This window comes from Pseudomonas sp. UBA6699, assembly GCF_002454615.1.
GTDB classification, from domain to species: Bacteria; Pseudomonadota; Gammaproteobacteria; order Pseudomonadales; family Pseudomonadaceae; genus Aquipseudomonas; species Aquipseudomonas juntendi.
On record NZ_DKJF01000043.1, the window covers coordinates 67,438 to 94,288 of the forward strand.

The window sequence follows — 26,851 nt, forward strand, 5'->3', positions numbered from 1 at the left end:
TAAAAGTAGTGGTTCATTGGTCGCACTGCCGGCCGAGCACTATTGGACGCGCAACACGCGCAGGAATAGACGTGTTTTGAAGAAATCCACCGCAACCCCAGCTCCCTTGCCCGTGCCCCTGTGGCGGCAGCAGCTGCATTATCGCCTCAAGGAAGGTGCGTTGATCGCCGTTGGCGCTCTGTGCCTGTACCTGTGGATGGCGCTGCTGACCTACGACACTTCGGATCCGGGCTTCAGCCACACCGCCACCGTCGACCAGGTGCAGAACGCCGCCGGGCGTGCCGGTGCCTACTTTGCCGACATCCTGTTCATGGTGTTGGGTTACTTCGCCTATATCTTCCCGCTGCTGCTGGCGGTGAAAACCTGGCAGATCTTCCGCCAGCGCCATCAGCCCTGGGACTGGAGCGGCTGGCTGTTTTCCTGGCGGCTGATCGGCCTGGTGTTCCTGGTGTTGTCGGGGGCGGCGCTGGCGCATATCCACTTCCATTCGCCTGCGAGCTTGCCATTTTCTGCCGGCGGCGCCCTGGGCGAGAGCCTTGGCGACCTGGCGCGCAACCTGCTGAACGTGCAGGGCAGTACGCTGATGTTCATTGCCCTGTTCCTGTTCGGCCTGACCGTGTTCACCGACCTGTCATGGTTCAAGGTGATGGACCTGACGGGCAAGATCACCCTCGACCTGTTCGAACTGGTGCAGGGCGCCGCCAATCGCTGGTGGGAAGCCCGCAACGAACGCAAGCGCCTTGAAGCGCAGTTGCGCGAGGATGAGCCCGTGGTGAAGGCCGCGCCAACGGTCGCCGAGAAACGCGAACCCGCCAAACCGGCGCTGCGTGAGCGCATCTTCAAGCGCGAAGAGGCGCCGGCGGCGGTGGTCGAGCCCCGCGAGCCGACCCTCGGGCGCGAGCCCGTTGCCCCGGTCCGCGAACCGGCCCTGGCCCGCGAGCCGGTGGTCCCGCCCCGCGAGCCAAGCCTTGCCCGTGTGCCGTCGTCCACGCCAACCATCGTGCCCCCGGCCGTAGACAAGGCGCCAGAGCCGAGCAAGCGGGTGATGAAAGAGAAGCAGACGCCGCTGTTCATCGACAGCGCCGTGGAGGGCACGCTGCCGTCTATTTCCATCCTCGACCCGGCCGAGCAGAAGAAGATCGAGTACTCGCCAGAATCCCTGGCCGGTGTCGGTCAGCTGCTGGAAATCAAGCTCAAGGAGTTCGGCGTTGAGGTCTCGGTGGACTCCATCCACCCAGGCCCGGTGATCACCCGTTACGAAATCCAGCCTGCCGCTGGCGTCAAGGTCAGCCGTATCGCCAACCTGGCCAAGGACCTGGCGCGGTCGCTGGCGGTGACCAGCGTGCGTGTGGTCGAGGTCATCCCCGGCAAGACCACCGTGGGTATCGAGATCCCCAACGAAAACCGCCAGATGGTGCGTTTCTCCGAAGTGCTGGCCACGCCGCAGTACGATGAGCAGAAGTCCCCTGTCACCCTGGCCCTGGGCCACGACATTGGCGGCAAGCCGGTGATTACCGACCTGGCCAAGATGCCCCACCTGTTGGTGGCCGGTACCACGGGTTCCGGTAAGTCGGTGGGGGTCAACGCGATGATCCTGTCGATCCTGTTCAAGTCCAGCCCGGAAGACGCGCGGCTGATCATGATCGACCCGAAAATGCTCGAGCTGTCGATCTACGAAGGCATTCCGCACCTGTTGTGCCCGGTGGTCACCGACATGAAGGACGCCGCCAACGCCCTGCGCTGGTGCGTGGCCGAGATGGAGCGCCGCTACAAGCTGATGGCGGCCATGGGTGTACGTAACCTGGCCGGCTTCAACCGCAAGATCAAGGATGCCCAGGAAGCCGGGGAAATCATCCACGACCCGCTGTACCGCCGCGAAAGCATGGACGACGAGCCGCCGGCGCTGAAAACCCTGCCGACCATCGTGGTGGTGGTCGACGAATTCGCCGACATGATGATGATTGTCGGCAAGAAGGTCGAAGAACTGATCGCCCGTATCGCGCAGAAAGCGCGTGCGGCGGGCATTCACCTTATCCTCGCCACCCAGCGCCCCTCGGTGGACGTGATCACCGGTCTGATCAAGGCCAACATCCCGACCCGCATGGCCTTCCAGGTGTCGAGCAAGATCGACTCGCGGACCATCATCGACCAGGGCGGTGCCGAACAACTGCTGGGCCACGGTGACATGCTGTACATGCCGCCGGGCACCAGCCTGCCGATCCGGGTGCATGGCGCGTTCGTTTCCGACGACGAGGTGCACCGCACGGTCGAGGCGTGGAAGCTGCGCGGCGCCCCAGACTACAACGACGACATTCTCAATGGCGTGGAAGAAGCCGGCAGCGGCTTCGACGGCGGCGGCGGTGGCGGTGATGGCGACGATGCCGAAACCGATGCGCTGTATGATGAAGCGGTGCAGTTCGTGCTCGAGAGCCGTCGTGCTTCCATTTCTGCGGTACAGCGCAAACTGAAGATCGGCTACAACCGTGCCGCCCGCATGATCGAGTCGATGGAAATGGCCGGCGTCGTTACCCCGATGAACAGCAACGGCTCGCGGGAAGTAATTGCCCCAGGCGGCCCGCGCGACTGATGAACACCCTGCCGGGCGCCAGTGTTGGTGCCCGGCCCTTTCAATGCTCAATGAGGATTCCCATGCGCGCGATTCGCATGCTGTTGGTTTCTGCCCTGACCCTGGGCTCGGTTACCGCTTATGCCGGTGAGCAGGATGTGCAACGCCTGACCCAGTTGCTGGAAAAGTCACAGACCATCGAGGCCAATTTCTCCCAGCTGACCTTGGGCGCCGATGGCACCAGCCTGCAGGAAACCTCGGGCAAGATGACCGTCAAGCGTCCGGGCCTGTTCTACTGGCATACCGACGCACCGCAGGAGCAAGTGGTGGTGTCGGACGGCAAGAACGTCACCCTGTGGGACCCGGACCTGGAACAGGCCACCATCAAGAAGCTCGACGTGCGCCTGAACCAGACCCCGGCGCTGCTGCTGTCGGGTGATGTATCGAAAATCAGCCAGAGTTTCGACATCACCTCGAAGGAGCAGGGCGAAGTCATGGACTTCACCCTCAAGCCGAAAACCAAGGACACCTTGTTCGACTCGCTGCGCGTGTCGTTCCGCAAGGGCCTGATCAATGACATGCAGCTGATCGACAGCGTCGGCCAGCGCACCAACATCCTGTTCAATGGCGTCAAGGCCAACCAGGCGGTGCCGGACAGCAGGTTCAAGTTCGACATTCCCAAAGGCGCGGACGTGATCAAGGAGTAACCAGAGCTCGCCATGGACCTGTTTCGAAGCGAACCTGTCGCCCAGCCTCTGGCGGCCCGCCTGCGCCCGTCCAACCTGGACGAGTACGTAGGCCAGGAGCACCTGCTGGCGCGCGGCAAACCGCTGCGCGAGGCATTGGAGCAAGGCGCGCTGCACTCGATGATCTTCTGGGGCCCGCCAGGGGTAGGCAAAACCACCCTGGCGCGGCTGCTGGCGCAGTTCTGTGATGCGCATTTCGAAACCGTGTCGGCGGTACTGGCCGGGGTGAAGGAAATTCGCCAGGCGGTGGAGGTTGCCAAGCAGCAGGCAGGGCAATACGGCCGCCGCACCATTCTCTTCGTCGACGAGGTGCACCGCTTCAACAAGTCGCAGCAGGATGCCTTCTTGCCCTACGTGGAAGACGGCACCCTGCTGTTCATTGGCGCCACCACCGAAAACCCCTCGTTCGAGCTTAACAACGCACTGTTGTCGCGGGCGCGGGTGTACGTGCTCAAGAGCCTGGACGAGGCGGCGTTGCGCAAGCTGGTCGACCGCGCCCTCACCGAGGAGCGTGGCTTGGGCAAGCGCAACCTGCGGGTGGGCGACGATGCCTTCAAGATGCTGATGGCCGCCGCAGACGGCGATGGCCGGCGCATGCTCAATTTTCTCGAAAATGCCTCGGACCTGGCCGAAGACGGCAGTGAAATCGACGTCGAGATGCTGCAGAGCCTGTTGGGCGACAGCCGTCGCCGTTTCGACAAGGGCGGCGAAGCCTTCTACGACCAGATTTCCGCGCTGCACAAATCGGTACGCGGTTCCAACCCGGACGGCGCGCTGTACTGGTTCGCGCGCATGCTCGACGGCGGCTGCGACCCGCTGTACATCGCCCGCCGTGTGGTGCGCATGGCCAGCGAAGACATTGGCAACGCCGACCCGCGGGCACTCGGCTTGTGCCTGGCCGCCTGGGATGTACAAGAGCGCCTGGGCAGCCCCGAAGGCGAGCTGGCGGTGGCCCAGGCCATTACCTACCTCGCCTGTGCGCCGAAGAGCAACGCGGTGTACATGGGCTTCAAGACCGCCCTGCGCGAAGCCGCCGAGCATGGCTCGCTGGAAGTGCCACTGCACTTGCGCAATGCGCCCACCAAGCTCATGAAGCAACTGGGTTACGGCGACGAGTACCGCTACGCCCATGACGAGCCCGACGCCTATGCGGCCGGTGAGGACTACTTCCCCGATGCACTCGAGCCACGCCAGTACTACCAGCCGGTGCCGCGCGGCCTGGAACTGAAAATCGGCGAGAAGCTGCGCCACCTGGCCGACCTGGACCGCAACAGCCCCCGTCAGCGGAGAAAACCATGATTGCCTTGATCGCTGCCGTAAGTGCCGGGGGCGTCGCCGGTACGTTGCTGCGCTTTGCCACCGCCAATTGGGTCACCGCCCACTGGCCACGGCACTTCTATGCCGGTACGCTGGCGGTCAACCTGGTTGGCTGCCTGCTGATCGGCCTGCTTTACGGCTTGTTCCTGCACAAGCCACTGGCGCCGGTCGAGTTGCGCGCCGGCTTGATCGTCGGCTTCCTTGGTGGCCTTACGACTTTTTCCTCTTTTTCGCTCGACACCGTGCGCCTGATGGAAAGCGGGCAAGTACCGCTGGCCTTGGGCTATACCAGTATCAGCGTAGTGGGCGGGCTGCTCGCGACCTGGGCCGGCCTGTCCCTGACCCGTTTCTGAACCAACACCTACCTATAACGAGAGAACGATATGCTCGATTCCAAACTGTTACGCGGCCAACTTCAGGAAGTGGCGGATCGCCTGGCCTCCCGTGGCTTCAGCCTGGATGTCGCGCGCATCGAATCACTGGAAGAACGCCGCAAGGCGGTGCAGACCCGTACCGAGCAACTGCAGGCCGAGCGTAACGCCCGTTCCAAGTCCATCGGCCAGGCCAAAGCCAAAGGCGAGGACATCGCCCCACTGATGGCCGATGTCGAGCGCATGGCCAATGAGCTGGCGGCCGGCAAGGCCGAACTGGACGAGATCCAGGCCGAACTGGACGGCATCCTGCTGACCATCCCCAACTTGCCGGATGCCAGCGTACCGGTCGGTGCCAGCGAAGACGACAACGTTGAAGTGCGCCGTTGGGGCACCCCGCAAACCTTCGATTTCGACATCAAGGACCACGTTGCCCTGGGTGAACTCAGCGGTGGCCTGGACTTCGAGGCCGCTGCCAAGCTGTCCGGCGCACGCTTTGCCGTGCTGCGCGGGCCGATTGCCCGCCTGCACCGCGCCCTGGCGCAGTTCATGATCAACCTGCACACCGGTGAGCACGGTTACGAGGAACACTACACCCCGTACCTGGTGCAGGCCCCAGCGCTGCAGGGCACTGGCCAGTTGCCGAAGTTCGAAGAAGACCTGTTCAAGATCACCCGCGAAGGCGAGGCTGACTTCTACCTGATCCCGACTGCCGAGGTGTCGCTGACCAACCTGGTGGCAGGCGCAATTCTGGACGCCAAGCAACTGCCGCTGAAGCTGGTTGCCCACACCCCGTGCTTCCGCAGTGAAGCGGGCGCTTCCGGCCGGGACACCCGCGGCATGATCCGTCAGCACCAGTTCGACAAGGTCGAGATGGTGCAGGTGGTCGAGCCGGCGAAATCGATGGAAGCCCTGGAAGGGCTGACGGCCAACGCCGAGCGCGTGCTGCAGCTGCTGGAGTTGCCGTACCGCGTGCTGGCCCTGTGCACCGGCGACATGGGCTTCGGCGCGGTGAAAACCTATGACCTGGAAGTGTGGGTGCCGAGCCAGGACAAGTACCGTGAAATCAGCTCGTGCTCCAACTGCGGCGACTTCCAGGCGCGCCGCATGCAGGCCCGCTGGCGTAACCCGGAAACCGGCAAGCCAGAACTGGTACACACCCTCAACGGGTCCGGCCTGGCGGTTGGCCGTACCTTGGTGGCGGTGCTGGAAAACTACCAGCAGGCCGACGGCTCGATCCGCGTGCCAGAGGTGCTGAAGCCTTACATGGGCGGCGTCGAGGTCATCCGCTAAATGGATTATCTGCCGCTGTTCCACAAGCTGCAGGGCGGCCGTGTACTGGTCGTCGGCGGCGGTGAGATCGCCTTGCGCAAGGCGCGCTTGCTGGCCGATGCCGGGAGTGTGCTGCGCGTGGTGGCGCCGGACGTCGACGGCCAGTTGGCTGCGTTGGCCCGGGAAGGTGGCGGTGAGGTGCTGGTGCGTGGCTACCAGGCCGCCGACCTGGTCGGGTGCCGGCTGGTGATCGCCGCCACTGACGACCCTGGGCTGAACGCGCAGGTATCGGCCGATGCGCAGGCCGTCAGCCTGCCAGTCAACGTGGTGGACGCGCCAGCCTTGTGCACGGTGATCTTCCCGGCGATTGTCGACCGTTCACCGTTGGTGATTGCGGTGTCCAGTGGCGGGGATGCTCCGGTGCTGGCGCGTCTGATTCGCGCCAAGCTGGAGGCCTGGATCCCGGCTGCCTACGGTGAGCTGGCCGGGCTGGCGGCGCGGTTCCGGCACAAGGTCAAGTCCTTGTATCCGGATGTGAACCAGCGCCGTGGCTTCTGGGAGACCGTGTTCCAGGGCCCGATCGCCGAGCGCCAGCTGGCCGGGCAGGGCGCCGAAGCCGAACGCCTGTTGCAGGCGATGGTGGAGGGCGCGCCGGTGCAGCAGGGGGGCGAGGTTTACCTGGTAGGTGCGGGCCCGGGCGACCCGGACCTGCTCACCTTCCGCGCCTTGCGCCTCATGCAGCAGGCCGATGTGGTGCTGTATGACCGCCTGGTGGCCCCGGCGATCATCGATATGTGCCGGCGTGATGCCGAGCGTATCTACGTTGGCAAGCGCCGCGCTGACCACGCCGTACCGCAGGACCAGATCAACCGCCTGTTGGTTGACCTGGCCCAGCAAGGCAAGCGCGTGCTGCGCCTGAAGGGCGGCGACCCGTTCATCTTTGGCCGCGGTGGCGAAGAGATCGAAGAGCTGGCCGAGCATGGCATCCCCTTCCAGGTGGTTCCGGGTATTACGGCGGCCAGTGGCTGTTCCGCCTATGGCGGCATTCCATTGACCCATCGCGACCATGCCCAGTCGGTGCGCTTCGTGACCGGGCACCTCAAGGATGGTACCAGCAACCTGCCATGGAACGACCTGGTAGCGCCGTCGCAGACCCTGGTGTTCTACATGGGTTTGGTGGGCTTGCCTACGATCTGCGCAGAGCTGATTCGCCATGGGCGTGCGGCCAGTACCCCGGCGGCCCTGGTGCAGCAGGGCACTACGCGTAATCAGCGGGTGTTCACCGGTACCTTGGCGGATTTGCCGGAGCTGGTGGCCCAGCATGAAGTGCATGCGCCGACCCTGGTGATTGTTGGGGAAGTGGTGCAGTTGCGCGACAAGCTGGCCTGGTTTGAAGGTTCGCAGAACAGCTGAAACCGCCGGGGCCGCTTTGCGGCCCATCGCGACACAAGGCCGCTCCTACACCAAGGCACTGCGCGGTCCCCTGTAGGAGCGGCCTTGTGTCGCGATGGGCTGCAAAGCAGCCCCCAGTGCCTCAACCCTGCCAAATCCCTTTACCCACCAACCGCTCCCGATCATGCGGCTGGTTGAAATCCTGCAACGGCCCCTTAGGCACGATCCCGTTCGGGTTGATGGTCTTGTGGCTCATGTAATAGTGCTTCTGGATATGCTCCATATCTACAGTTCCCGCCACCCCAGGCCACTGGTACAGCTCACGCAGCCAGTTCGACAGGTTGTGATAATCGCTGAGGCGCCGCAGGTTGCACTTGAAGTGCCCGTGATACACAGCGTCGAAGCGCACCAGCGTGGTGAACAGGCGCACATCGGCTTCAGTCAGGTATTCGCCCGCCAGGTAGCGATTGCGGCCTAACAGCTCTTCCAGGTAATCCAGTTCGTTGAACACATCATCGAACGCCGCCTCGTAGGCCTCCTGCGTAGTCGCGAAGCCGGCGCGATAGACGCCGTTGTTCACCGCCGGATAGATACGTTCATTCAGCGCCTCGATGGCCGGGCGCAGCGGCGCTGGGTACAGGTCGAGGGTGTTGCCGGTCAACGCGTTGAACGCGCTGTTGAAAATGCGAATGATCTCAGCCGACTCATTGTTGACGATGCGTTTCTCTTTCTTGTCCCACAGCACGGGTACTGTCACCCGGCCGGTGTAGTGCGGGTCGTCCTGGGTATAACGCTGATGCAGGTACTGCAGTGCATCGAGGTGATCGCCGCTGGAGCCTTGCTGCTGGTCGAAGGTCCAGCCATGGTCTTGCATCAGCCAGCTCACTACCGAAACGTCGATCAACGGCGCCAGGCCTTTGATGGCGCGGAAGATCAACGTGCGGTGCGCCCAAGGGCAGGCCAGCGACACGTACAGGTGGTAACGGCCGGCTTCGGGGGCGGGCAACGAATGGCGGCGCTGGGCGTTTTCGCGTTTGAAGGTGCCGTCCTTGCCGTTTTCATACCACTGATCATGCCAGCGGCCATCGATCAAAAGGCCCATGGTGAGCTCCTGGAACAAAGGGTTTGTCGTTGGAGCCCAGTCTAGGCCAGATCGTTCGAAGAAATAGCGCAAAGATCGGCGTGGTATTATCGACTAAATCGATCTATCACGGTTATCCCAATAGGCCTGCGCGTTCGTGAAGGCTTGTTCCCGGGTCTGCTCCAGGCCGCGCAGTGCCAAGGCCATGGTCGCGATCAGCGCTTTCTCGCCGTAGCTGTCTTGCACTTCACCACGCCAGAAGGCGAGCAAATGCTCCGGTTGCAGCGTGGCGGGCTTGACGTGACGGCGCTCGCTGAGCGCCGGCCATTCCTCATCCCAGGCTACGCCGGCAGTGGTGCCGTAGAGGTGGCTGATGACGTCCGGGTTGACCTCGATCTCGCCGCCATCGCCCTTGATCACCACGGCATGGTCGCCCAGCAGGCGGCTGGCCTCACGGTGTACCGCCTGGTAACCGGGGTGGAAGATGCTTTGCAGGCCGCACCGCGCGCCCAGCGGGTTGAGCACCCGCGCCAGGGAGTGAATGGGCGAGCGCAGGCCCAGGGTGTTGCGCAGGTCGATCATGCGCTGCAGTTGCGGCGCCCAGTCGTGCAAGGGGAAAAACGCCAGCTGATGTTGGCCCAGCGCGGTGTCGACCGCTGCCCAGTCGCGGCACAGGGGGATATGCAACAGGTCGAGCAGTTGCTCGGTATACAGGCGCCCGGCTGTGTGTGCACCGCCGCCATGCATCAGGATGCGAATACCATTGCCGGCCAGGCATTTGGCGGCCAGCAGGTACCAGGGCAAGTGGCGCTTCTTGCCAGCGTAGGTTGGCCAGTCCAGGTCCACGGCAATGCGCGGGGCCTGCAGGTGGTCGCGTAGCGCTTCGGTGAAGCCGGCCAGCTCTTCGGCGCTTTCTTCCTTGTGCCGCAGCAGCATCAGGAAGGCGCCCAGCTGGGTGTCCTCGACCTTGCCTTCCAGCAGCAGGGTCATGGCAGCCCGTGCTTCCTCGCGGGTAAGGCCGCGCGCGCCGCGCTTGCCTTTGCCAAGAATGCGCACGAATTCAGCGAACGGGTGTTCGGCCGGAGTTTCCAGGGTCAGCGGGCGGGCTTGATTCAAGGGTGGCAGGGTCATATGCAATTGGTCGGCTTGGGCAGGCCCGCCAGCTTGGCGGCAAGTTTGGCGGGGGTGCCATTGAACAGGCGGTTCAGGTGCGGGCTATTGCCCTTGTCAGGGCCTAGCTTCAGGGCGGTGTACTTGATCAGTGGGCGGGTGGCCGGGGACAGCTGGTACTCCTGGTAGAACTGTCGCAGCAGTTCGAGGATTTCCCAGTGGTCCGCGGTCAGCGCAATGCCCTCGCGCTCGGCAAGGGCCTCGGCGGCTGCATGGGACCAGTCTTGCAGGTCGACCAGAAAGCCGTCCTTGTCCAGGGCGATCGCCTGATCGGCAACGGTGAGGGTATTCATAGCCAGCTGTTGACCTTGTCGTAGTGCAGCGACAGTTCGACGAACCCGGCGTAGTCCACGGCCTTGGCCAGGTCGTTGCCGACCGCGCGGGCTTGCAGGTCTTCGTCCAGGGCGAACAGGCGCTGGGCCAGGCTGGCGGCTTGCAACTGGCGGTACGCTTCGCTGCCGCTGCGCAGGGCGTACACCGCATCGCCGCACAGCAGCAGGGCGTCGTGCGCGCCAAGCAGGCGCAGGCAACTGGCCAGGCGCTCGTCGCCGAACGGGGAGTGGGCAATTACGTGCAGGGTCGTCATCAGAGCGTTACCACCTGGTCGAAACGGGCGATCAGTGCGGTCAGTGCCGCGTCATCCAGCACTTGCACTGGCAGTGCCAGGCTGTCGGCGGCCAGGCCACGGCGGGTGAGGCTGTGGTTGCAGGCGAACAGTTCTTCGACGCCGAACATCGGCAACGCCTGCAGGTTGGCGGCCAGGTTCTTATGTTGCACGGCGGCAGGTTGCTGGTTTGGCGCCAGCTGGAACACGCCATCGTCGAGGAACAGCATGCCCAGCGGCAGGTCGAACGCGCCACCGGCCAGGGCGATGTCCAGCGCCTCGCGGGCAGATGGGCCGTTCCACGGCGCCTGGCGGCTGATGATCAACAAGGATTTGGCCATTTCAGTCGCCTCCAAAGCAGACAAGGCGGTCGGCGACTTGCGCGGCCTCGTGCAGTTGCCCCAGGCCGGACAACTCCCATGGCCTGGGCAGGTTCACGGCCGGGCGCTGATAGCGGTTGGCCTCGGCCTCGTCGAGCACGCCACGGCGCAAGGCGGCGGCGATGCACACCACGGCATCCAGCTGGTGGGTCTCGATAAAGGCACGCCACTGCGCGGCCACGTCCACTTCATCCTGGGGCGCGACCACGTTGGCCGAGGCACTGTGTACCCCGTCCTGATAGAAGAACAGCCGGGCAATCTCATGCCCGCCGGCCAGCACCGCCTCGGCATAGCGCAAGGCGCGCCGCGAGGAGGGCGCATGGGCCGGGGAGAACACCGCGATAGCGAATTTCATGGGTAACTCATGCAAAGAAATACCGCCATGATAAAGCAAAAAAGCCCGCGCCCGCTTGTGCATGCGGGCGCGGGCTTTTGTAGGAGGCCTTGTGTCGCGATGGGCTGCAAAGCAGCCCGGGGCTTCAGCGCAGATGCACAAATTGCTGGGGCTGCTTTGCAGCCCATCGCGACACAAGGCCGCTCCTACAGGGATTGCGCAAGGCCCTGTCAGAAGGGAACAGGCCTCAAGCCTGTTCCTTGCTCTCCGGCAGGAACCAGTTCAGCACCAGGGCACAGATGCCACCGGTCGCCACCCCTGACTCCAGCACATTGCGCACCGCCGCCGGCATATGCGCCAGGAACTCCGGCACCTGCGCCACACCCAGGCCCAGCGCCAACGACACGGCAATGATCAGCAGCGCACGCCGGTCCAGGCGGGTGCTGGCCAGAATATTGATGCCCGACGCTGCAACCGCGCCAAACATGACCATTGCCGCACCCCCCAGCACCGGCTCTGGCACCGCCTGAATCACCCCGGCAACACTGGGGAACAGCCCCAATATCACCAGCATCACGGCAATCCACATGCCGATATGGCGGCTGGCAATACCGGTTAGCTGAATCACGCCGTTATTCTGCGCAAAGATTGAACTCGGGAAGGTGTTGAACAAGCCCGCCAACAGCGAGTTGGCGCCGTTGACCAACACGCCACCCTTGATCCGCTGCATCCATACCGGGCCTTCGACTGGCTGGCGCGACACCTTGCTGGTGGCGGTCACGTCACCAATGGCTTCCAGCGACGTCACCAGGTAGATCACCAGCATCGGAATGAACAGCGCCCACGAGAAGCTCAGGCCGAAGTGCAGCGGCGTCGGTACCTGAAACAGCGCGGCCTCATGCATACCGGTGAAGTCCAGGCGGCCCATATAGCCCGCCAGCGCATAGCCGACCGCCAGGGCAATAACGATGGCACAGCTGCGCATCCACACCACCGGAATACGGTTGAGGATCACGATAATGGCCAGCACCACACCCGACAACAGCAGGTTCTCGCCATTGGCGAAGGTGCCATTGGCCATGGCACCGAAGCCGCCACCCATACTGATCAGGCCGACCTTGATCAGCGTCAGGCCGATCATCAGCACGACAATGCCGGTGACCAGCGGGGTGATCAGGCGTTTGACGAAGGGCAGGATGCGCGAAACGCCCATTTCGACGAACGAGCCAGCGATGACCACGCCAAAGATGGCGGCCATCACACCTTCGACTGGCGTGCCTTGCTTGACCATCAGCGCACCCCCGGCAATCAGCGGGCCCACGAAGTTGAAGCTGGTGCCCTGCACGATCAGCAACCCGGCGCCAAACGGCCCGAAGCGCTTGCACTGCACGAATGTGGCGATACCGGAGATTACCAGCGACATGGAGACGATCAGGTTGGTATCCCGCGCGGACACCCCCAGCGCCTGGCAGATCAACAGCCCGGGCGTCACGATCGGCACGATGATCGCCAGCAGGTGTTGCAGCGCCGCCAGCAGCCCGATCAGCAGCCGAGGCTTGTCCTCGAGGCCAAGCACCAGCTCATTGGCGGGGGCCGATGCTGCTGGGCTGTGTTCATGTGTGCTCATGGCTGAAAGCTGCCCCTGAAGAAAAAAGGAGCGCATTCTACGGGGTGAAGCCAGATTGCGGTAGAGCAAAGCACGATGCCTACATGATCGGCGACCCTATGCCTAATTACCTGACCTTTCAGTCAAAAACCGCCTGCCGCGAATGTGCACTGTCGCGCCGGTTAACTCATGCTAAAGACGGCCACCGGCATGCCTTTCCCACACCCACAAAAAAGCCCGCCGAAGCGGGCTTTCTCACAACCTACAACAATCAGTCATCACGCCCCATGATGCCAAACAGCTGGAGCAGGCTGACGAACAGGTTGTAGATCGACACATACAGGCTGATGGTGGCCATGATGTAGTTCCGCTCACCACCGTGAATGATCGCGCTGGTCTGGAACAGTATGCACACCGACGAGAACAGCACGAAGCCAGCGCTGATCGCAAGTTGCAGGCCGCTGATCTGGAAGAAGAAGCTGGCCACGACCGCACCCAGCAGCACGAAGAAGCCGGCAGTGATGAAGCCACTGAGGAAGCTCATGTCCTTGCGGGTAATCAGTACGTAAGCCGACAGACCACCGAACACCAGGGCAGTCATGGCAAATGCCGAACTGACAACCTCGGCACCACCGGCCATGCCCAGGTAGCGGTTGAGGATTGGGCCGAGAATGAAGCCCATGAAGCCGGTAAGGGCGAAGGTGGAGACGAGGCCCCAGGCCGAATCACGCAGCTTGTTGGTCAGGAAGAACAGCCCGTAAAAGCCGATCAGCACCACGAACACGTTCGGGTAGCCGACACGCATTTGCTGGGCAACGAAGGCCATGACGCCGCTGAAGGCGAGGGTGAGCGCCAGCAGACTGTACGTGTTGCGCAGGACCTTGCTGATCTCCTGCTGCTCGACCTGCTGGCCGTGATGTACGGCATAATCCTGTTCGCGCATGGCGACACTCCTTGGTAAACCTGTGGTTTCGAACGTTCAGATGCTGGGAGTCTACCAGAGCCATTGCAACCCGCGACACAGAGAGTTTGACAGCTTGTTTCATTACGGTATTATGGCGGCCGCAAACGAGCTGGAAGCGTGGCCGAGTGGTTTAAGGCAACGGTCTTGAAAACCGTCGATGGGCAACTATCCTAGAGTTCGAATCTCTACGCTTCCGCCATATTCAAAGCCCTGATTATTCAGGGCTTTTTGCGTTTCTGAGGGGCGGAAAACTCGACGCTGAAAAGGCCAAGTGTTCCGCAACTTTTCGATGGTGTTCCGCAACTCTTCCGCAAAAAAGGTTTCATCGGGTTGGTTTCACGATCTCTCCGACGCGGCGGTAAACGGTCTGCGTGATCCGCTTATCGGTATGCCCTAGTAGTCTACTCGCGTGCGCCAGGCCTTCAATTTCGCTCGCTGCTTTGGGCCGGATATCGTGAAACTGGAATTGACGAATGCTATCGGCCAGGACGCTATCAAGGTCTTCCATCGCTTTGGCGGCGGCCTTGGATCTCGCATCGTCAAAGCGAAGGCGCAGCATCGCTTGCGTCACGTTGCGGCCGTCCTCTGTCACGATTAGCTAAGGGTTGCGAACCCCTCGCGCCTTGCGTTGGCTCAGAAGGCGCTCAACCAGTACCCCCAACTGGCTGCTCTATGCTTCCGTGCCAAGACGTATCCTCAGCTTTTTCATCGTTTTGCCTTGGGCGAATTGTAGGAAACCATCAACCACGTCCGAGGCTCGAGTGGCGAGCACGTCCGCTGGGCGTTGCCCGGTCAAATAGCCCAGGTCCATGGTATCGCGCAATTCAGGAGCGGCGTATTCGTAGACAGCATCCCAGATCGCCGGCCCAGCATAGAAGTCCCTAGGAGTCTCCTTGTTCTTGGGGATACCGGTCGCTGGGTTTGGGCGGTCAGTAATGCCCCACTCCCTTGCCATGTTGAAAATGTGATAGAGAAGGGCGATCTCTCGATTCGCCCTAACCTTGCCTGTCCGTCGATCTCGATACTGAGCAAGTATTTGAGGTGTAATCAGCTCCATCGGGGCATCATCGAAGGCTTTGCGCAACTGTTTGAGCTCAGCCAGGTTGTCCTTCTGGGTTCGCGGCTTTTTACCCGGGATGACATCCCTTTCATAGCGATCAAATAGCTGACCCATCAAGCGCGTTATCTTTGGAATGGCCTTCCTGTCGAGCTTCGCCCATTCTACTTTGGCGATGTCCAGGTCGTTACCTAAAGGTATCTCTCGACGCCTGCCATCTTCGTCCCTCCCGTCGTAGTAGTAAGCAACCCAGATGTTGCCGTTTTTGCGTTTTCGCGTACGCCGAATCATTCGCGGCGGAAGATCTCTATGAGCGGTTTGTTTCGGACGCATCTTGCTAACCCACCCGAGACAAATCGAAAGTCCACGTCTCTGCGACGGCGCTCATTGTTGTTGGCTTAACGCCAGCCAACTTGAGGCGAGCGTACACTCGGCCAACGACCGGACGTCTATCGCTTGATTTTTACTGGTGATCCCTTGCGGAGGATTTGGTCATGATCATCCGCAAGGGAGGACTTTCGAGATCTTACTGCTAGAAGGCTTGCTCAAACTTATCGATGGTCGGTTGCTCGGCCAGCATACTCGCAGCTTTGAAAGAAAAATTTTGATAGTGCGGCTGCAGCGTGTGCTCATCCAAAGCTTTCTGACTTTTCCAGATTTCATAAATCATGAAGTCGGTAGGTACACCCTCTAATTTATGTAGGACGTACTGAATACATCCCTCTTCTTTTTTAGAGGCCTCGACCAAGCTGCGGAGCTCGGTTAACAGGTCTTCTTCCAGACCTTCTTCCGCTTTCAATCTTGCGATAATCACAATGGGTAAATTGTTAGGCATATGATCTTGCTCCAAGGGGGAAACCGGTTTACCGAGTGATGACGACTTTACCTATAGCCTCTCCGGACTCCAGGCGGGCATGAGCTGCCTTTACACCTGCAGCTGTGAATGGATGTCGTTCGTCGATAAGGGGCTTGACTAAGCCGCGATCCACTAATCTGCTCAGCTTTGTGAGAATCTTGCCGTGATGACTACGGTCAAGATCATGGATGATTGATACAGCCATGAAGACTAAGTCCAGCCGTAGTGCCTTGAAATGCATATCTGTGAGGTCGTAAGTGTCATAGCCGATGATGGATATGACATGGCCCTTGAGCTTGGCAGCCTTCAGCGAGTTTGTGAGCACTGTGCCACCGAGCGTATCGAACACTGTGTCAAAGCCAGAGCCGTTGGTAATACGGCGGGTGTACTCTTCTGGCGATTCTTCTCGGTAAAAGGCGACATCGTCGGCACCCAGGGAGCGGGCAATCTCTGCTTTCTGTACATTCGAGACTGTAGTGGCAACACGGGCTCCCATGAGTTTTGCCAGCTGAATGCCGATGTGGCCGACGCCACCCGTTCCGCCATGAACCAAGACTGCATCATCTGGCTGGATGGAGGCCCGATCAATCAAAGCTTCCCAGGCGGTGATTGCCACGAGCGGAAGACTCGCCGCATCAGCAAAATTCAATGAGGCGGGCTTGAGAGCGATTAATCTTGCGTCTGCTTCAACTTGCTCCGCCAAGGCGCCAGGAATGCCCACGATGCCTCCGACGCATCCATAGACCTCATCCCCCACCTTGAATTGGCTAACGCCTTCACCCACCGAACTGATGATGCCAGAGACGTCCATATGCAGGATGGCGGGAAAGGTGAGACCTGCGGTGCCTTCGCTCCCGCTGCGAATCTTGGTATCAACCGGGTTGACACTGGTGGCCATAACATCAATGACGACGTGGCCTGGGCGTGCTGAAGGGCGAGCTGTTTCGATTTCTTCAAATACATCCGACTGGCCGTGCTGGTTTATCACGATTGCTTGCATCGATTATCGCTCCGCTTGAAAACCCAAAATCTATCAGCAATGCAAATTCGCGAATATGCTATTCTTGTTGCTTCATTCGGTCTTAAAGGTTGTTAATTTTTATGCTCGACTCCCTTGATGAGCTTCGCTTGTTTCTTGCCGTTTATGAGGAGGGAACCATCCGTGCGGCGGCGCAGCGGCTGGGTCTCACAGCGGCGGGCGGGAGCAAGAAATTGCTTGCCCTTGAGGATCGACTAGGGCGAAGGCTTTTTAACAGAACGACTCGGAAATTGAGTCCAACCGCTGATGCCGAAAAGCTCCAACGGTTTGCCAGGCAGATACTGGATGGCGTCATGGAGGCGGAGCGGACTTTTTCTGAAGCACAGGACGTCTCAGGATCTTTACGTATCACAGCTTCTGCCACATTCGCACAGGGCTACCTTGCTCGCGTGCTGAGCAGCTTTCTAGCTGCCTATCCGAAGGTTGTAGTAGATCTTCACCCTACCGACCAGGTCGTCGATGTTGTTGCAAAGGGCTTTGATTTGGCCATCCGTCATGGAGTGTTGGCGGATTCTTCCATGATTGCACAGCGTATAAGCGATTCGCGGCGAGTCATCTGCGCTGCGCCCGTGTATTGGGACAAGGTCGGCGTACCACGGTTGCCCAGAGATCTTACGAATTTGGAAGGTCTCATTGTCGGGAAAGAGGTTAATTGGTCACTGTCCAAAGGTGGTAGTCAGCAATCGATCAAGATTAAACGCCGATTCGAATCGAGCCAGGCGGAGGTCGTCAGGCAGATGGCGTTGGATGGCCATGGCATCGCGCTCTTGGCAGACTGGCATGTCAAGCCCGATCTTGTATCAGGTAGGTTGGTCGAGGCGTTGCCCGATTGGAATGTGGAACCGAATGTAGGCGTCTATGCTGTGTACCCCTCTAGGGAGAATATGGCCCCACCTGTGCGAGCGTTCATCGAGCACTTCAAAGAATGGGCCACGATCCATCCCATCGAGGCCGAGGTAAAATGAATTTGGGGGGCACGAGAGTCAACAATCTCACCCCGGCAGTATCTTCGGATAACTACTACCTGGTAAAGCCTGCACATGATGCCGTGCTGCAAGGCCCTTACGGATCGTCCGGAGTGGTGAGTGCCGTACATGGCCTCACCGTCAACGAATCTCGAAAGTTGGAAGATTAGCGAGTGGGAGCCGGGCCATTCTTTGCAGGAGTACGATAAATAACATAAGGTTTTTGGCGTACGTCAATACCCTCATTGAAACCAGCTTGTCTATGTAACTGGTTGGCAGTGAAGTACAGGTAGCCGTCAGGGCCTATGGACAAAGTATCAGGCCAAAGCACGCGTGGATCTTGTACAACGGTGCTCCAGCGGCCATTGGAATCGAGACGATGGATAGCATTATGCTCATAGTCGCTTGCGTAAATGTTTCCGGCAGCGTCAGCTTCCAAGCCATCCGAGGCACCCTTGTCACCCAAGTCGATTACAGCAGCAGCTAGTCTCTCCTCGGAAACAGCAGGGTCACGTAGGAGCGCTGTAGGCACGCTATACAGACGACGGCTTGTAAGCGGGGAGTAATAGAGCGTAGTGCCATCTGGCGAAAGAGCGATACCGTCAGACGCGATAGTGAAAGGCTTAGTAGTACCGTCAGGATTTCGGAAAAGCATTTGTTTACCCTCAACAATTGCCACGAATTCTGCATCTGCCGAGGTCGAAATATGGCCGACCAATCGTTTTAGCGCCTTCCCGGTGGCAAGGTCGACAACGATAATTCCGCCTTTGCCGCTCGGTGATGAGTCCGTGACATATGCAACACCTTCTCGCCCAACGCGGAAATCGAGTCGTACATCGTTGACATATGTGCTAGCGTCGATGACATTCGACGGGAAGATTACAGTTTTCACCACCTTGTCGGTAGCCAGATCAATAGCAACTAGCTTGGCACCACCGCTAATTGGACGAGAGAACTCTGGAGCAGCTGTATCAAGTACCCAAAGACGCCCCCGCCCATCGGCAACGACACTTTGAACACTCAGGAATCGCTCGGAAGGGTGGGTATTGTCTTGGCGGTTAATCTGAGCATTAGGATAAGGTACCGACTTGCCGTTTCGCCACTCAGCGACTGTGTACGGAACTTCGTCGCCCCAGCGCGGAAAATTAACGAAAATCCGACCAGTTTCGCTGACAGTGACCCCGGTCGGCATTGCGCCGTAGAAAGTCGCCACTGGCTCGATCACGCCTATAGATCGGGCTGCAGGTAATGACGAAGGCTCCCCGGCCTCAGCACTGAATGCCGGATGAGAGATCAGCGCAACAAGAGACAGTGCTACATACATTCTGGATGGCTTATACATAAAAATCCTTGGCTGATAAGTACTACCATGCGATTAATAGATTAGGCTTTGATCACATCAAGAGCCGACAAGGTAGTGAAGAAGATTTATCCTTCAGGACAATACCGACAGACTAACCCTGGGGTAAGCAGTCAGAACAATGGTTTTGTACATGTGCCGGCTCCCGCTCTTACTTTTTATGATTCGCGTTTAACGGATAGAGAACTTTCACCATGGTTGGCTCAAGGAGCCAGTCGGTAGTTTTTTTGCGGTAGCCCAGATAGTGCTCCGTCAGCTTGTGAGCCTTAAAAGCAGCTTCGTCCCTGTAGCTTTCAATCAGATAGAAACCGCTATCTGTATCGGAAACGAAGAGATCGTAACTAATATTTCCCAACTCGGTTCGTGTGGCTTTCACCAGTGCTTGCAGAGCTTCTTCTACATTAATTCGGTACTCTGGCTTAGGTTGTAAAGTAGCAAAAACATGAACGGTCATTACGGTATCCTTAAAAGCGGTTATGTCGACATGTGTGTCTGAGTCAAACTTGACATCACCGTTAAGCCGATAGGCATAGGCTGCCCACCTCAGTGAGTAGCAGCGCTTTAATGAGCTATTCGTCTGACTATCAGGCCTTGATACCAAGCGCCTCTATCAGAATCTCGGCAACCTTCGCTGAGGACTGCGGGTTTTGGCCGGTAATCAACTGGCCATCACGAATGGCGAAGGGTTGCCAGTTATCGCCGCCTTCAAAAACACCGCCCAGTTCCCGCAATCGAGTCTCCAGCATAAAGGGCACCACGCCTGCCAGGCCAACCTCAACCTCTTCGGCATCGGTGAATGAATTGACGCGCTTGCCATGTACCATCGGCAGCCCATCGCTTCGAACCGCAGAAACCAGACCGGCAGCGCCGTGGCATACCGATGCAATGAGCCGGCCATTTTCAAAAGCTGACTCCACCGCGACCTTCACACTTTGCTCGGTAGGCAGATCCCACATCGTGCCGTGGCCACCCGGGAAGAAAACGGCGTCGAAATCTTCGCTTCTTAGCTCGCTGACAGGCAATGTCCTTTCGATCTGAGCCAGCAACGAGTCATCAGCCAACATACGTTCAACATCGGGATCGTTCGCCCCTTTAGCTTTAACACTGCCGGCATCGATCGGCGCTTTGCCACCGGCAGTTGAGGCAATTACTACCGACGCACCTGCATCGACTAGCGCGTAGTAGGGCACGGCAAGTTCTTCAGCCCAGAGGCCAGTGGGCTTGTCAGTGTTACCCATACGGCTGCTGGACGTCACGATCATCAGAATTTTAGGAGCCATGAAGTTTTCCTTTGTTCAGCTATTAATCAGGGGGCAATGTTGGTTCAGTGATTTGATAAACTCGGTTGCTTGAGCATGGTCGGAGAAGGGGGTCTGGCCAGTGATCAACTCACGATCCACTACAACCTTGGGCTGCCATGCATCAGCAAACTGCATCTGGCCACCTGCCTGCGCCATCGCTTTTGCCGGGTAGTAGCGCAGTTTTTCGCCTTTCAGCGAATCTTCAAAAACCTTCTCTTCGGCATCTGAAAAGATCGTCATACGGTAGCCGCTGTAGGCCCAGTTCCGCGCCTGATCCAGCCGGCTATTGACCAGAGTCTGCTCATAGCTGCCTGGATCATCCTGAGCAGCCAGAAGCGCGATCGGGCCACGGCAGATTGGGGCAGTCGGCTTGCCTTGCGCATGAAAATGCTGCAGCAGCTGTCCGACCTTTGGATTGTTCGAGAGATCAATAAGCCCCGCGTGCCGGCCCGGGATGAAAACGCCGTCATAGCGGCCTAGTCCAGATTTCATTACTTCAGCCAGAGACCTGACGTGATCGGGCGCGGTTAGACTCTCAACGCCACCCTGTATACGGCGCATTTCGCCAGCCTTGCCGGCGAAGTAAACCGGATCAATAGAACGCGGATCTGCCTTGGGCTGGTTTCCTTTCGGAGTGGCTACCGTTAACTGGTAACCGGCACGTAACAGAGCATCAGCGGGAACGCCGAATTCATTGAGGTAGTAACCCGTCGGCAAAGTCTTGCCGTCCTGAAGGGGCAATTCGGTTTCACTGGAGAGCAGCACCAGTACCTCGCCTTTGGGCGCAGCATGAGAAGTAGCAGAAATAGCAAATGCCAATCCGAGTAATAGTGATTTGCACAGCGATTTCATGACGATCTGTCCGTTCCTGTGGGTAAAAGATAGTTTTTGCTGAAGGCCAAAGTGGTCGCTTGTGTGAGCCAACTGTATTGATAGAACTGATGCAGATAAACTGGCTAGAAAGCAATTCATTAATTACACTGGTGAACAAATGAGAGCCTTTGACCCCGTCCAACTGGGCAGCATCGAGCTGTTCTGCAAAGCAGCGGAACTCGGCAGTTTCACCGCCGCCGCCGAAGTGTTGGGGCTGACGCCAGCATCGGTCAGCCGCTCAATCAGCCGACTGGAGGCGAGATTAGGTGTCCGGCTTTTTGCGCGTACAACTCGACACATCCGTCTAACCACTGAGGGCGAGCTTTACCGGCAGCAGTGTCAGCAAGCGCTGGAGCAGATAGCGGAAGCGGAACGAATAATTACTGGAAACCAAAAAGTCCCCAGTGGAGTGCTACGCCTTAGCGTCGGCACCCCCTATGCGCATTACCGGCTGCTTCCTCTGCTGCCTGAATTTCAAGCCATGTATCCCCAGGTCGAGATCGAGCTGAGTATCTCGAATCGCGTGGTGGACTTTGTCGAAGAGGGATTTGATCTGGCCATCAGGTTGGGCATTCCGCAAGACTCCAGGCTAATTGCGCACACCCTTGAAGATGCCACTCTGGGGGTTTTTGCCGCCCCCTCCTACTTAAAAGCGCGCGGAACACCGTCGACGCTGGCCGATCTGAATGGCCATGACTGTCTACAGTTCGTGCTTCCAAGCACTGGACGGGCTATGCCCTGGATTTTCAGGGACGTGGCCGGCAAAGATATCGACTTTACCTTCCGAAGCCAGAAGCGGGTTCATGACGACGTGCTTGGCTGTGTCAACTGGGCGATTGCAGGCGGGGGACTATTTCAGATTTATCATTTCATCGCCCAAGCAGCCGTCAACCGGGGCGAACTTGTTGAGGTTTTGCACAGTGCTGGCGGACGTACTCGCCGGTTCTCCATCCTTTATCCCCAGAACCGGCACCTCTCAGCTCGGGTGCGCGCATTTGTAGACTTCATCGTGCGAGCTGTACGCCACCCCTAGCTGGTGTGTCAAATACTGGATATCTAGCATAGTCATAGAGCTTCGCGACTGTATGCTTCAGTCATGAATGACCGTATCCATCGTTGTCCTTCATCTCGCTCCGTTCTTCCATGCCAAACCATTGCTTTCGTGAACCCAGGAATATCGACTGGTGGCTCTCTCACGACAAGTGTTTCATCCGCTGGAGTCAGCCGCTCTGGTGCTACAGCGATCAGATCACCGGTGCTTAGCAACTCTGGGAGTATGAGGAAGCTGGGGACAGAGACGGAGACTCTTCGCCGTCGATTAATCTTTGACAGCGCTTCATCGGTCACCGCGTGGCTTATTGAAAACTTGGAAGGTGGCCGAGTTCGGATACTCACCCAAGAGACCCAGATCGGAAAGCCTGCACAGGAGCTTGCACAGGCCCAGCCGAACCCTATGATCAACGGCCATCAGAATTGGTTAAATGGACTGGTCGATGCTGCAAAGGGCCTGAGCTTTTAACCGAATCTTAAAACTCAAATGCGGCAGTTGGTTACATTCAGGTGTTGTTGCATCTGATCAACGACTCGCCTGGCTCTGGACGACAGAGGCCACTCTGATCTGTAGATGAGCCAGAGCGTGTCCACAACGGGGATCCCACTCTCCACCACCTGCAAAGTATCTTGTTTGTGGAAGGCGCGCCTGGCGAACCTCGGCAGCACAGTAAAGCCCAAACCTCTTGAAACCGGCTCCAAGATGAGGCCTACCTGATTACTGAAGCCTCGTTTCTGGATTGCTTGAATACCCGGTGCTTCTGGATACATTCGGCTGAGTAGGCGCGTTGCCATAGCGGCCCCGTCGGGGTGATCGATGAAGCCAAGTTCGGAGAGCGTTTCGAACCCCACGTAGGGTTTAGCGGTTGGCAGTATCAACTCCAATGGCTCCTCGGCAAACCTCTGTGCTTCGATCCTCTCGTTGTCTGGCTTGTAAGTCACAATTCCCATTTCGAAACGATTGCTCAGTACTGCTGCGAGCACCTCCGCGTCAGGGGCGAACCTGTGGCGAATGATCAGTCCAGGATGGGCTTGTTGATAGTCCAGCAGGAGCGGATACAGTGCCAATCCTATACTGCCGGGGGACACTAAGCTGATATCACCTACGTCTTGTTCTTCTGCGCTCAGGCGGGCATCGAGTGCACGGCCAGCGCGCTCCATTTCTCTGAAGTATTCCAACAAGGCATTCCCCGCAGGGGTCAGCTCAACGTGCCGGTGGTGACGGATGAATAGACTACCGTACTGCTGTTCCAAGTGTCGTATGTGCTGACTCACGGCAGCCTGGGTCAGATTCAGATGCTCGGCAGTGCGGGTGAAATTCCCAAGATCGGCAAGCACTGCGAAGGATCGGAGCCACTGCGGGTTAACCATCATGAAGTCTTATCGTAACCATAACGTGATCGTTGTTTTCATTATACGTCGCGGGGGATAGGGTAGGGCCAAATGTTTTGGAGGCTAGCCGATATGTCCGTTTATCCACGCAATTTCTCTCACATTGGCCTGTCGGTCACCGATCTGGACGGCGCCGTCAAATTCTATACAGAGGTACTGGGGTGGTACCTGATCATGCCGCCGACCACCATCACTGAAGACCAAACCGCAATTGGCATAATGTGCACGGATGTTTTTGGTGAGGGGTGGGGCTCGTTCCGCATCGCCCACCTGTCCACGGGTGATCGTATCGGCGTCGAGATATTTGAGTTTCCCAACGCCGAGCGTCCGGAGAATAACTTTGAATACTGGAAAACGGGGGTTTTCCACTTCTGCGTACAAGATCCGGATGTCGAAGGCCTAGCCGCCAAGATCGTCGCTGCGGGCGGTAAGCAGCGGATGCCGGTGCGTGAATACTTTCCAGGTGAGAAGCCGTACCGCATGGTTTACATGGAGGATCCGTTCGGCAACATCCTTGAAATCTACAGCCACAGCTACGAGCTCACCTACTCGGCGGGAGCTTATCAATCATGATTCTGGCAACAACACACCGCGCTTTTACCTGGCATGGCAGCGCTGACCCAGCAGAGCTGAGACTCAATGAGATCCCTCTTCCTAGGCCGGAAGCGGGCGATGTGCTCATTCGTAACGTCGTGATCGGCCTCAATCCTGTGGATTGGAAAGTCTTGGGTGGGCGTCTGGTCAGTTGGCAGCCAGGTCACGTACCAGGTGTAGATGGTGCGGGTGTTGTGGTTGCTGTCGGTGAGAATGTCCCAGCTTCTTGGATTGGCCAACGTGTTGCTTACCACCAAAGCCTTAGTCGTCATGGTAGTTTTGCGGAATATACCTCTGTGAAAGCCAGAGCAGTCCTTCGGGTTCCGGCAAGCGTGAGTTGGGAACAAGCAGCCAGTCTCCCGTGCCCAGCACTCACCGCGTGGTTGGCTCTCGAAAAGCTACCACAGTCATGTCAGACGCTGCTGGTGAGTGGGGCTGGTGGATCTGTTGCAAATCATCTGATTCAGATAGCTGTGCGGCGAGGGTTCAAGGTCAGCTCGCTGAGCCACCCGCGGCATGCGCAACGGCTGACCGATCTGGGGGTGTTCGACTGCATGGAGGGCCCTCTCGTTGAGGCATGGGATGGGCCCATGGTGTTCGACGCTGTAATAGACACGGTGAACGCTCAACATGCTGCGCGACTCGTGGCCGCGCTTAGGGCCAACGGTCACTTGGTATGCGTTCAAGACCGGCTCCAGGCGTCTCCAGTACCACCTTTCACTCGGACGATTTCGATGCACGAGGTGGCACTGGGTGCGTTGCATACGTTCGGTGACGATCGTGCCTGGCAAGACCTCGTAGATGCAGGCGAGAGTATCCTCACCTCAGTGGGGAGGGGCGAGTGGGAGCCTGAGAGTTTTAATGTCGCCTCGTTCGAGCGTCTTCCAGATCATCTTGAAGGCCTGCAGCATCGAGCCTTTAGCGGTAAAGGCTTGGTCCGCATCACGAGCGATGAGTTGGGCAACTTGCCGTGACGTGTGCAATGTCTCAAGCTTTCCCCAGTGCTCATGACTGAATGATGAACCGTCCAATTCGAGTGCTGAGTATTTCCACCCCGTCGTTTGCTAACCAAAGGTATCGCAATGCACAGTGCCCCCGAAGGAAATGAGATCATCATTGGCGCCGACTTGGGCGGTACTAAGCTGCTGCTATTATGCGGAGCTCATTCAAGACGTTTTGAAACGGGGCCCGGCTACACACCCGAAGACTTTGCTACCCAACTCTATGCCTTCATCGAAGATGTGGGTCTAAGCCCGGTTCGTATTGGAATCGCGGTGCCTGGTCTGGTCGCTCGCGACGGCGAGATCGTTAGCTGCGATGTCCTACCCTGTCTGACAGGCTGGCGTCCAGAAACCTCCCTCAAAGCACTTGGGTGCCAAATAACAGTTATCAATGATGTCGAGGCGGCACTGCAGGAAGAAATGCAGGATGTTGGTAATGATTTTACTGGTGGCGTGATTATGGCGGGCACTGCCATCGGTGCTGCATTCATGACTCACGGACGGGAATTACGTGGTGTTAATGGCTGGGCTGGGGAGCTTGGGTATTTACCGCTACACGTTGATGGTTCAGTCAAGAGGCTGGATGAGATAGCCGGTGGCGGCGCTATGGCCAACTTGCTTGGCATCAGTGGAGAAGCCCTCGCTCGATTGGCGAATGATGATGACCCTATCGCCACGGCAACAGTGAGGGCCGGTGGTGAGGCGTTGGGTCTAGGGATGGCCAGTATCATAAATTTGCTCAACCCCTCGCGTCTGGCAGTGGGTGGTGGCAGTTTGAAACTGAAAGGCTACTGGGAAGCTGCTTTGCTTGCAGCCGAGACTCATGCTATTCCATCACTATGGAACGCTTGCATTGTCAAACGAGTGAAGTCGGAAGATTTTGTAGCGGCGCTAGGATCTATACGAGCAGCTCAGCGGGATGCAGCTTAATCAGGTGCGAGATTTTGAATAGCCAAAATGCATCAATGTAGAACAGAAATGCTCACGTCGTCGGAGGTCATAGCACTGAGCCGTGGCGCACACAAGGATCTGAAGTCGTGGTCGTTGTTCGTGGCGCTGACGGAGTTTGTCTGGCAGAACACAACCCTGGTCTCGAATGCAGCTAGGTGGGCGTCTATTTGGTTTGAGATGGAGATCGTCAACGCACTCGCGTTGGCTGAGTGGGAGGAACAGGGTTCTCCTTTGGCATGGCACGAGCGGTGGTGCGAAGGTTACCAGGCGGATGCTCAGGCCTTATTGTCTGAACTCACCTGCCTGATCGTCACGCAGGCACCAACTCAATAGTTCATCGTGGCGATTAGGTAAGCGACCGGCCGTAGGGTTACCGCTTTCAGAGCAGAATCTGAGCAAGATGCTTATGCCTGAAGCTCACCGCACAAACAGACATTGCTGGTGCCCTAAGTGTAGAGAACGGCCTTGGGAATGGCTGAGGCGGGAGAGTCCCTCTTGAAGCAAACTCTTCAGGCGATACGGGCCCATCAGCAAGCCGTTGATGACGCCCGGCCAGTCGACGAGATGGAACGTCTTGAGCAGGTATTTCTTAGCCAGCAGTCGGCATGG

The 26,851-nt window shown here is 58.6% G+C and carries 28 protein-coding genes, 1 tRNA gene and 1 pseudogene; 13 read left to right on the top strand and 17 right to left on the bottom strand.

Annotated elements, in window-relative coordinates; genetic code table 11:
* The first annotated feature begins 25 nt into the window (after positions 1–25).
* The 6 genes from B3361_RS08225 (at position 26) to cysG (ending at position 7,685) form a co-directional block, all read left to right on the top strand.
* Positions 26–2,587 (top strand): DNA translocase FtsK, encoded by a 2,562-nt coding sequence (locus B3361_RS08225; protein ID WP_371105750.1) that lies wholly within the window; start codon positions 26–28, stop codon positions 2,585–2,587.
* Positions 2,588–2,649: 62 nt separating this feature from the next.
* Positions 2,650–3,273: an outer membrane lipoprotein chaperone LolA gene (lolA, locus tag B3361_RS08230; RefSeq protein ID WP_009683108.1), complete on the top strand. Its 624-nt coding sequence runs from the start codon at positions 2,650–2,652 to the stop codon at positions 3,271–3,273.
* A 12-nt stretch (positions 3,274–3,285) separates the two neighbouring features.
* Positions 3,286–4,611 (top strand): replication-associated recombination protein A, encoded by a 1,326-nt coding sequence (locus B3361_RS08235; RefSeq protein ID WP_054904213.1) that lies wholly within the window; start codon positions 3,286–3,288, stop codon positions 4,609–4,611.
* Positions 4,608–4,982, top strand: a complete 375-nt coding sequence (crcB, locus tag B3361_RS08240; protein ID WP_009683106.1) for a fluoride efflux transporter CrcB — start codon at positions 4,608–4,610, stop codon at positions 4,980–4,982. The genes B3361_RS08235 and crcB overlap by 4 nt, the downstream gene beginning before the upstream one ends.
* A 30-nt stretch (positions 4,983–5,012) precedes the next feature.
* Positions 5,013–6,293 (top strand): serine--tRNA ligase, encoded by a 1,281-nt coding sequence (gene serS, locus B3361_RS08245; RefSeq protein WP_009683105.1) that lies wholly within the window; start codon positions 5,013–5,015, stop codon positions 6,291–6,293.
* The gene (gene cysG / locus B3361_RS08250) at positions 6,294–7,685 is read left to right on the top strand and encodes a siroheme synthase CysG (protein ID WP_009683104.1); all 1,392 of its coding nucleotides are present in this window, start codon (positions 6,294–6,296) and stop codon (positions 7,683–7,685) included. It begins immediately after the preceding gene.
* A gap of 121 nt (positions 7,686–7,806) precedes the next feature.
* On the opposite strand, the gene B3361_RS08255 is transcribed toward cysG, so the two are convergent.
* From B3361_RS08255 to B3361_RS08290, 8 genes are all read right to left on the bottom strand, one after another.
* On the bottom strand, positions 7,807–8,766 hold the full coding sequence (locus B3361_RS08255; RefSeq protein ID WP_054904212.1) for a glutathione S-transferase family protein: 960 nt from the start codon (positions 8,764–8,766) through the stop codon (positions 7,807–7,809).
* Between the two features lie 93 nt (positions 8,767–8,859).
* Complete coding sequence (locus B3361_RS08260) at positions 8,860–9,861, bottom strand: glycosyl transferase family protein (RefSeq protein WP_054904248.1); 1,002 nt, start codon at positions 9,859–9,861, stop codon at positions 8,860–8,862.
* 11 nt (positions 9,862–9,872) lie between these two features.
* Positions 9,873–10,208 (bottom strand): TusE/DsrC/DsvC family sulfur relay protein, encoded by a 336-nt coding sequence (locus B3361_RS08265; protein ID WP_029887836.1) that lies wholly within the window; start codon positions 10,206–10,208, stop codon positions 9,873–9,875.
* Positions 10,205–10,501 carry a sulfurtransferase complex subunit TusB gene (tusB, locus tag B3361_RS08270; protein WP_029887837.1) on the bottom strand — a complete coding sequence of 99 codons (297 nt, stop codon included), beginning with the start codon at positions 10,499–10,501 and terminating at the stop codon, positions 10,205–10,207. Before tusB ends, B3361_RS08265 begins: the two co-directional genes overlap by 4 nt.
* Positions 10,501–10,860 (bottom strand): sulfurtransferase complex subunit TusC, encoded by a 360-nt coding sequence (gene tusC, locus B3361_RS08275; protein ID WP_009682095.1) that lies wholly within the window; start codon positions 10,858–10,860, stop codon positions 10,501–10,503. The genes tusB and tusC overlap by 1 nt, the downstream gene beginning before the upstream one ends.
* A gap of 1 nt (position 10,861) precedes the next feature.
* Positions 10,862–11,254 carry a sulfurtransferase complex subunit TusD gene (gene tusD, locus B3361_RS08280; RefSeq protein WP_029887839.1) on the bottom strand — a complete coding sequence of 131 codons (393 nt, stop codon included), beginning with the start codon at positions 11,252–11,254 and terminating at the stop codon, positions 10,862–10,864.
* 226 nt (positions 11,255–11,480) lie between these two features.
* Positions 11,481–12,860: a nucleobase:cation symporter-2 family protein gene (locus tag B3361_RS08285; protein WP_054881911.1), complete on the bottom strand. Its 1,380-nt coding sequence runs from the start codon at positions 12,858–12,860 to the stop codon at positions 11,481–11,483.
* A 250-nt stretch (positions 12,861–13,110) separates the two neighbouring features.
* On the bottom strand, positions 13,111–13,782 hold the full coding sequence (locus B3361_RS08290) for a Bax inhibitor-1/YccA family protein (protein WP_003251184.1): 672 nt from the start codon (positions 13,780–13,782) through the stop codon (positions 13,111–13,113).
* Positions 13,783–13,914: 132 nt separating this feature from the next.
* Here B3361_RS08290 and B3361_RS08295 point away from each other — a divergent pair.
* Positions 13,915–14,002: transfer RNA gene (locus B3361_RS08295), tRNA-Ser, on the top strand.
* 123 nt (positions 14,003–14,125) lie between these two features.
* Here the strand turns inward: B3361_RS08295 and B3361_RS08300 are convergent.
* From B3361_RS08300 to B3361_RS08310, 3 genes and pseudogenes are all read right to left on the bottom strand, one after another.
* Positions 14,126–15,193, bottom strand: a pseudogene (locus B3361_RS08300) (integrase).
* A gap of 199 nt (positions 15,194–15,392) precedes the next feature.
* Positions 15,393–15,695, bottom strand: coding sequence for a putative quinol monooxygenase (locus B3361_RS08305; RefSeq protein ID WP_050492166.1), 303 nt, complete (start codon positions 15,693–15,695; stop codon positions 15,393–15,395).
* Between the two features lie 28 nt (positions 15,696–15,723).
* Complete coding sequence (locus tag B3361_RS08310; RefSeq protein WP_054904210.1) at positions 15,724–16,716, bottom strand: zinc-binding dehydrogenase; 993 nt, start codon at positions 16,714–16,716, stop codon at positions 15,724–15,726.
* 101 nt (positions 16,717–16,817) lie between these two features.
* Here B3361_RS08310 and B3361_RS08315 point away from each other — a divergent pair, with 101 nt between their 5' ends.
* Positions 16,818–17,720, top strand: a complete 903-nt coding sequence (locus B3361_RS08315; RefSeq protein ID WP_050492165.1) for a LysR family transcriptional regulator — start codon at positions 16,818–16,820, stop codon at positions 17,718–17,720.
* Positions 17,721–17,886: 166 nt separating this feature from the next.
* Here B3361_RS08315 and B3361_RS08320 read toward each other — a convergent pair whose 3' ends face one another.
* The 4 genes from B3361_RS08320 to B3361_RS08335 all read right to left on the bottom strand — a co-directional run bounded on the left by B3361_RS08320 (position 17,887) and on the right by B3361_RS08335 (position 21,233).
* Entirely contained in the window at positions 17,887–19,062 is a 1,176-nt protein-coding gene (locus B3361_RS08320; protein ID WP_082414560.1) for an L-dopachrome tautomerase-related protein, read from the bottom strand.
* 169 nt (positions 19,063–19,231) lie between these two features.
* The gene (locus tag B3361_RS08325) at positions 19,232–19,534 is read right to left on the bottom strand and encodes a putative quinol monooxygenase (protein WP_054904209.1); all 303 of its coding nucleotides are present in this window, start codon (positions 19,532–19,534) and stop codon (positions 19,232–19,234) included.
* 130 nt (positions 19,535–19,664) lie between these two features.
* Positions 19,665–20,360, bottom strand: coding sequence for a type 1 glutamine amidotransferase domain-containing protein (locus tag B3361_RS08330; RefSeq protein WP_054904208.1), 696 nt, complete (start codon positions 20,358–20,360; stop codon positions 19,665–19,667).
* 15 nt (positions 20,361–20,375) lie between these two features.
* Positions 20,376–21,233 carry a type 1 glutamine amidotransferase domain-containing protein gene (locus B3361_RS08335; RefSeq protein ID WP_054904207.1) on the bottom strand — a complete coding sequence of 286 codons (858 nt, stop codon included), beginning with the start codon at positions 21,231–21,233 and terminating at the stop codon, positions 20,376–20,378.
* A gap of 139 nt (positions 21,234–21,372) precedes the next feature.
* On the opposite strand from B3361_RS08335, the gene B3361_RS08340 reads away from it, so the two are divergent.
* Entirely contained in the window at positions 21,373–22,287 is a 915-nt protein-coding gene (locus tag B3361_RS08340; protein WP_082414559.1) for a LysR family transcriptional regulator, read from the top strand.
* Positions 22,288–22,319: 32 nt separating this feature from the next.
* On the opposite strand, the gene B3361_RS24020 is transcribed toward B3361_RS08340, so the two are convergent.
* Both B3361_RS24020 and B3361_RS08345 read right to left on the bottom strand, forming a co-directional pair.
* Positions 22,320–22,649 (bottom strand): LysR substrate-binding domain-containing protein, encoded by a 330-nt coding sequence (locus B3361_RS24020; RefSeq protein WP_414703937.1) that lies wholly within the window; start codon positions 22,647–22,649, stop codon positions 22,320–22,322.
* A gap of 138 nt (positions 22,650–22,787) precedes the next feature.
* Positions 22,788–23,678, bottom strand: coding sequence for a LysR family transcriptional regulator (locus B3361_RS08345; RefSeq protein ID WP_082414611.1), 891 nt, complete (start codon positions 23,676–23,678; stop codon positions 22,788–22,790).
* A 90-nt stretch (positions 23,679–23,768) separates the two neighbouring features.
* Here B3361_RS08345 and B3361_RS08350 point away from each other — a divergent pair, with 90 nt between their 5' ends.
* From B3361_RS08350 to B3361_RS08365, 4 genes are all read left to right on the top strand, one after another.
* Positions 23,769–24,269: a lactoylglutathione lyase family protein gene (locus B3361_RS08350; protein ID WP_054904601.1), complete on the top strand. Its 501-nt coding sequence runs from the start codon at positions 23,769–23,771 to the stop codon at positions 24,267–24,269.
* Positions 24,266–25,264, top strand: a complete 999-nt coding sequence (locus tag B3361_RS08355; protein WP_029885011.1) for an alcohol dehydrogenase catalytic domain-containing protein — start codon at positions 24,266–24,268, stop codon at positions 25,262–25,264. Before B3361_RS08350 ends, B3361_RS08355 begins: the two co-directional genes overlap by 4 nt.
* Before the next feature lie 108 nt (positions 25,265–25,372).
* Positions 25,373–26,221, top strand: a complete 849-nt coding sequence (locus tag B3361_RS08360) for an ROK family protein (RefSeq protein ID WP_029885010.1) — start codon at positions 25,373–25,375, stop codon at positions 26,219–26,221.
* A 48-nt stretch (positions 26,222–26,269) separates the two neighbouring features.
* Positions 26,270–26,575, top strand: coding sequence for a hypothetical protein (locus B3361_RS08365; RefSeq protein ID WP_225624695.1), 306 nt, complete (start codon positions 26,270–26,272; stop codon positions 26,573–26,575).
* Positions 26,576–26,851: the final 276 nt, after the last annotated feature.

Coding starts and splice junctions, on each gene's coding strand:
- B3361_RS08355 (WP_029885011.1), top strand. CDS start 24,266: ATGATTCTGGCAACAACACACCGCGCTTTTACCTGGCATGGCAGCGCT.
- B3361_RS08320 (WP_082414560.1), bottom strand. CDS start 19,062: ATGTATAAGCCATCCAGAATGTATGTAGCACTGTCTCTTGTTGCGCTG.
- crcB (WP_009683106.1), top strand. CDS start 4,608: ATGATTGCCTTGATCGCTGCCGTAAGTGCCGGGGGCGTCGCCGGTACG.
- tusB (WP_029887837.1), bottom strand. CDS start 10,501: ATGACGACCCTGCACGTAATTGCCCACTCCCCGTTCGGCGACGAGCGC.
- B3361_RS08265 (WP_029887836.1), bottom strand. CDS start 10,208: ATGAATACCCTCACCGTTGCCGATCAGGCGATCGCCCTGGACAAGGAC.
- tusD (WP_029887839.1), bottom strand. CDS start 11,254: ATGAAATTCGCTATCGCGGTGTTCTCCCCGGCCCATGCGCCCTCCTCG.
- B3361_RS08350 (WP_054904601.1), top strand. CDS start 23,769: ATGTCCGTTTATCCACGCAATTTCTCTCACATTGGCCTGTCGGTCACC.
- B3361_RS08345 (WP_082414611.1), bottom strand. CDS start 23,678: ATGATGGTTAACCCGCAGTGGCTCCGATCCTTCGCAGTGCTTGCCGAT.
- B3361_RS08305 (WP_050492166.1), bottom strand. CDS start 15,695: ATGCCTAACAATTTACCCATTGTGATTATCGCAAGATTGAAAGCGGAA.
- B3361_RS08235 (WP_054904213.1), top strand. CDS start 3,286: ATGGACCTGTTTCGAAGCGAACCTGTCGCCCAGCCTCTGGCGGCCCGC.
- B3361_RS08255 (WP_054904212.1), bottom strand. CDS start 8,766: ATGGGCCTTTTGATCGATGGCCGCTGGCATGATCAGTGGTATGAAAAC.
- B3361_RS08360 (WP_029885010.1), top strand. CDS start 25,373: ATGCACAGTGCCCCCGAAGGAAATGAGATCATCATTGGCGCCGACTTG.
- B3361_RS08340 (WP_082414559.1), top strand. CDS start 21,373: ATGAGAGCCTTTGACCCCGTCCAACTGGGCAGCATCGAGCTGTTCTGC.
- B3361_RS08330 (WP_054904208.1), bottom strand. CDS start 20,360: ATGGCTCCTAAAATTCTGATGATCGTGACGTCCAGCAGCCGTATGGGT.
- lolA (WP_009683108.1), top strand. CDS start 2,650: ATGCGCGCGATTCGCATGCTGTTGGTTTCTGCCCTGACCCTGGGCTCG.
- B3361_RS08310 (WP_054904210.1), bottom strand. CDS start 16,716: ATGCAAGCAATCGTGATAAACCAGCACGGCCAGTCGGATGTATTTGAA.
- tusC (WP_009682095.1), bottom strand. CDS start 10,860: ATGGCCAAATCCTTGTTGATCATCAGCCGCCAGGCGCCGTGGAACGGC.
- B3361_RS08365 (WP_225624695.1), top strand. CDS start 26,270: ATGCTCACGTCGTCGGAGGTCATAGCACTGAGCCGTGGCGCACACAAG.
- B3361_RS08285 (WP_054881911.1), bottom strand. CDS start 12,860: ATGAGCACACATGAACACAGCCCAGCAGCATCGGCCCCCGCCAATGAG.
- B3361_RS08315 (WP_050492165.1), top strand. CDS start 16,818: ATGCTCGACTCCCTTGATGAGCTTCGCTTGTTTCTTGCCGTTTATGAG.
- B3361_RS08325 (WP_054904209.1), bottom strand. CDS start 19,534: ATGACCGTTCATGTTTTTGCTACTTTACAACCTAAGCCAGAGTACCGA.
- B3361_RS08335 (WP_054904207.1), bottom strand. CDS start 21,233: ATGAAATCGCTGTGCAAATCACTATTACTCGGATTGGCATTTGCTATT.
- serS (WP_009683105.1), top strand. CDS start 5,013: ATGCTCGATTCCAAACTGTTACGCGGCCAACTTCAGGAAGTGGCGGAT.
- cysG (WP_009683104.1), top strand. CDS start 6,294: ATGGATTATCTGCCGCTGTTCCACAAGCTGCAGGGCGGCCGTGTACTG.
- B3361_RS08290 (WP_003251184.1), bottom strand. CDS start 13,782: ATGCGCGAACAGGATTATGCCGTACATCACGGCCAGCAGGTCGAGCAG.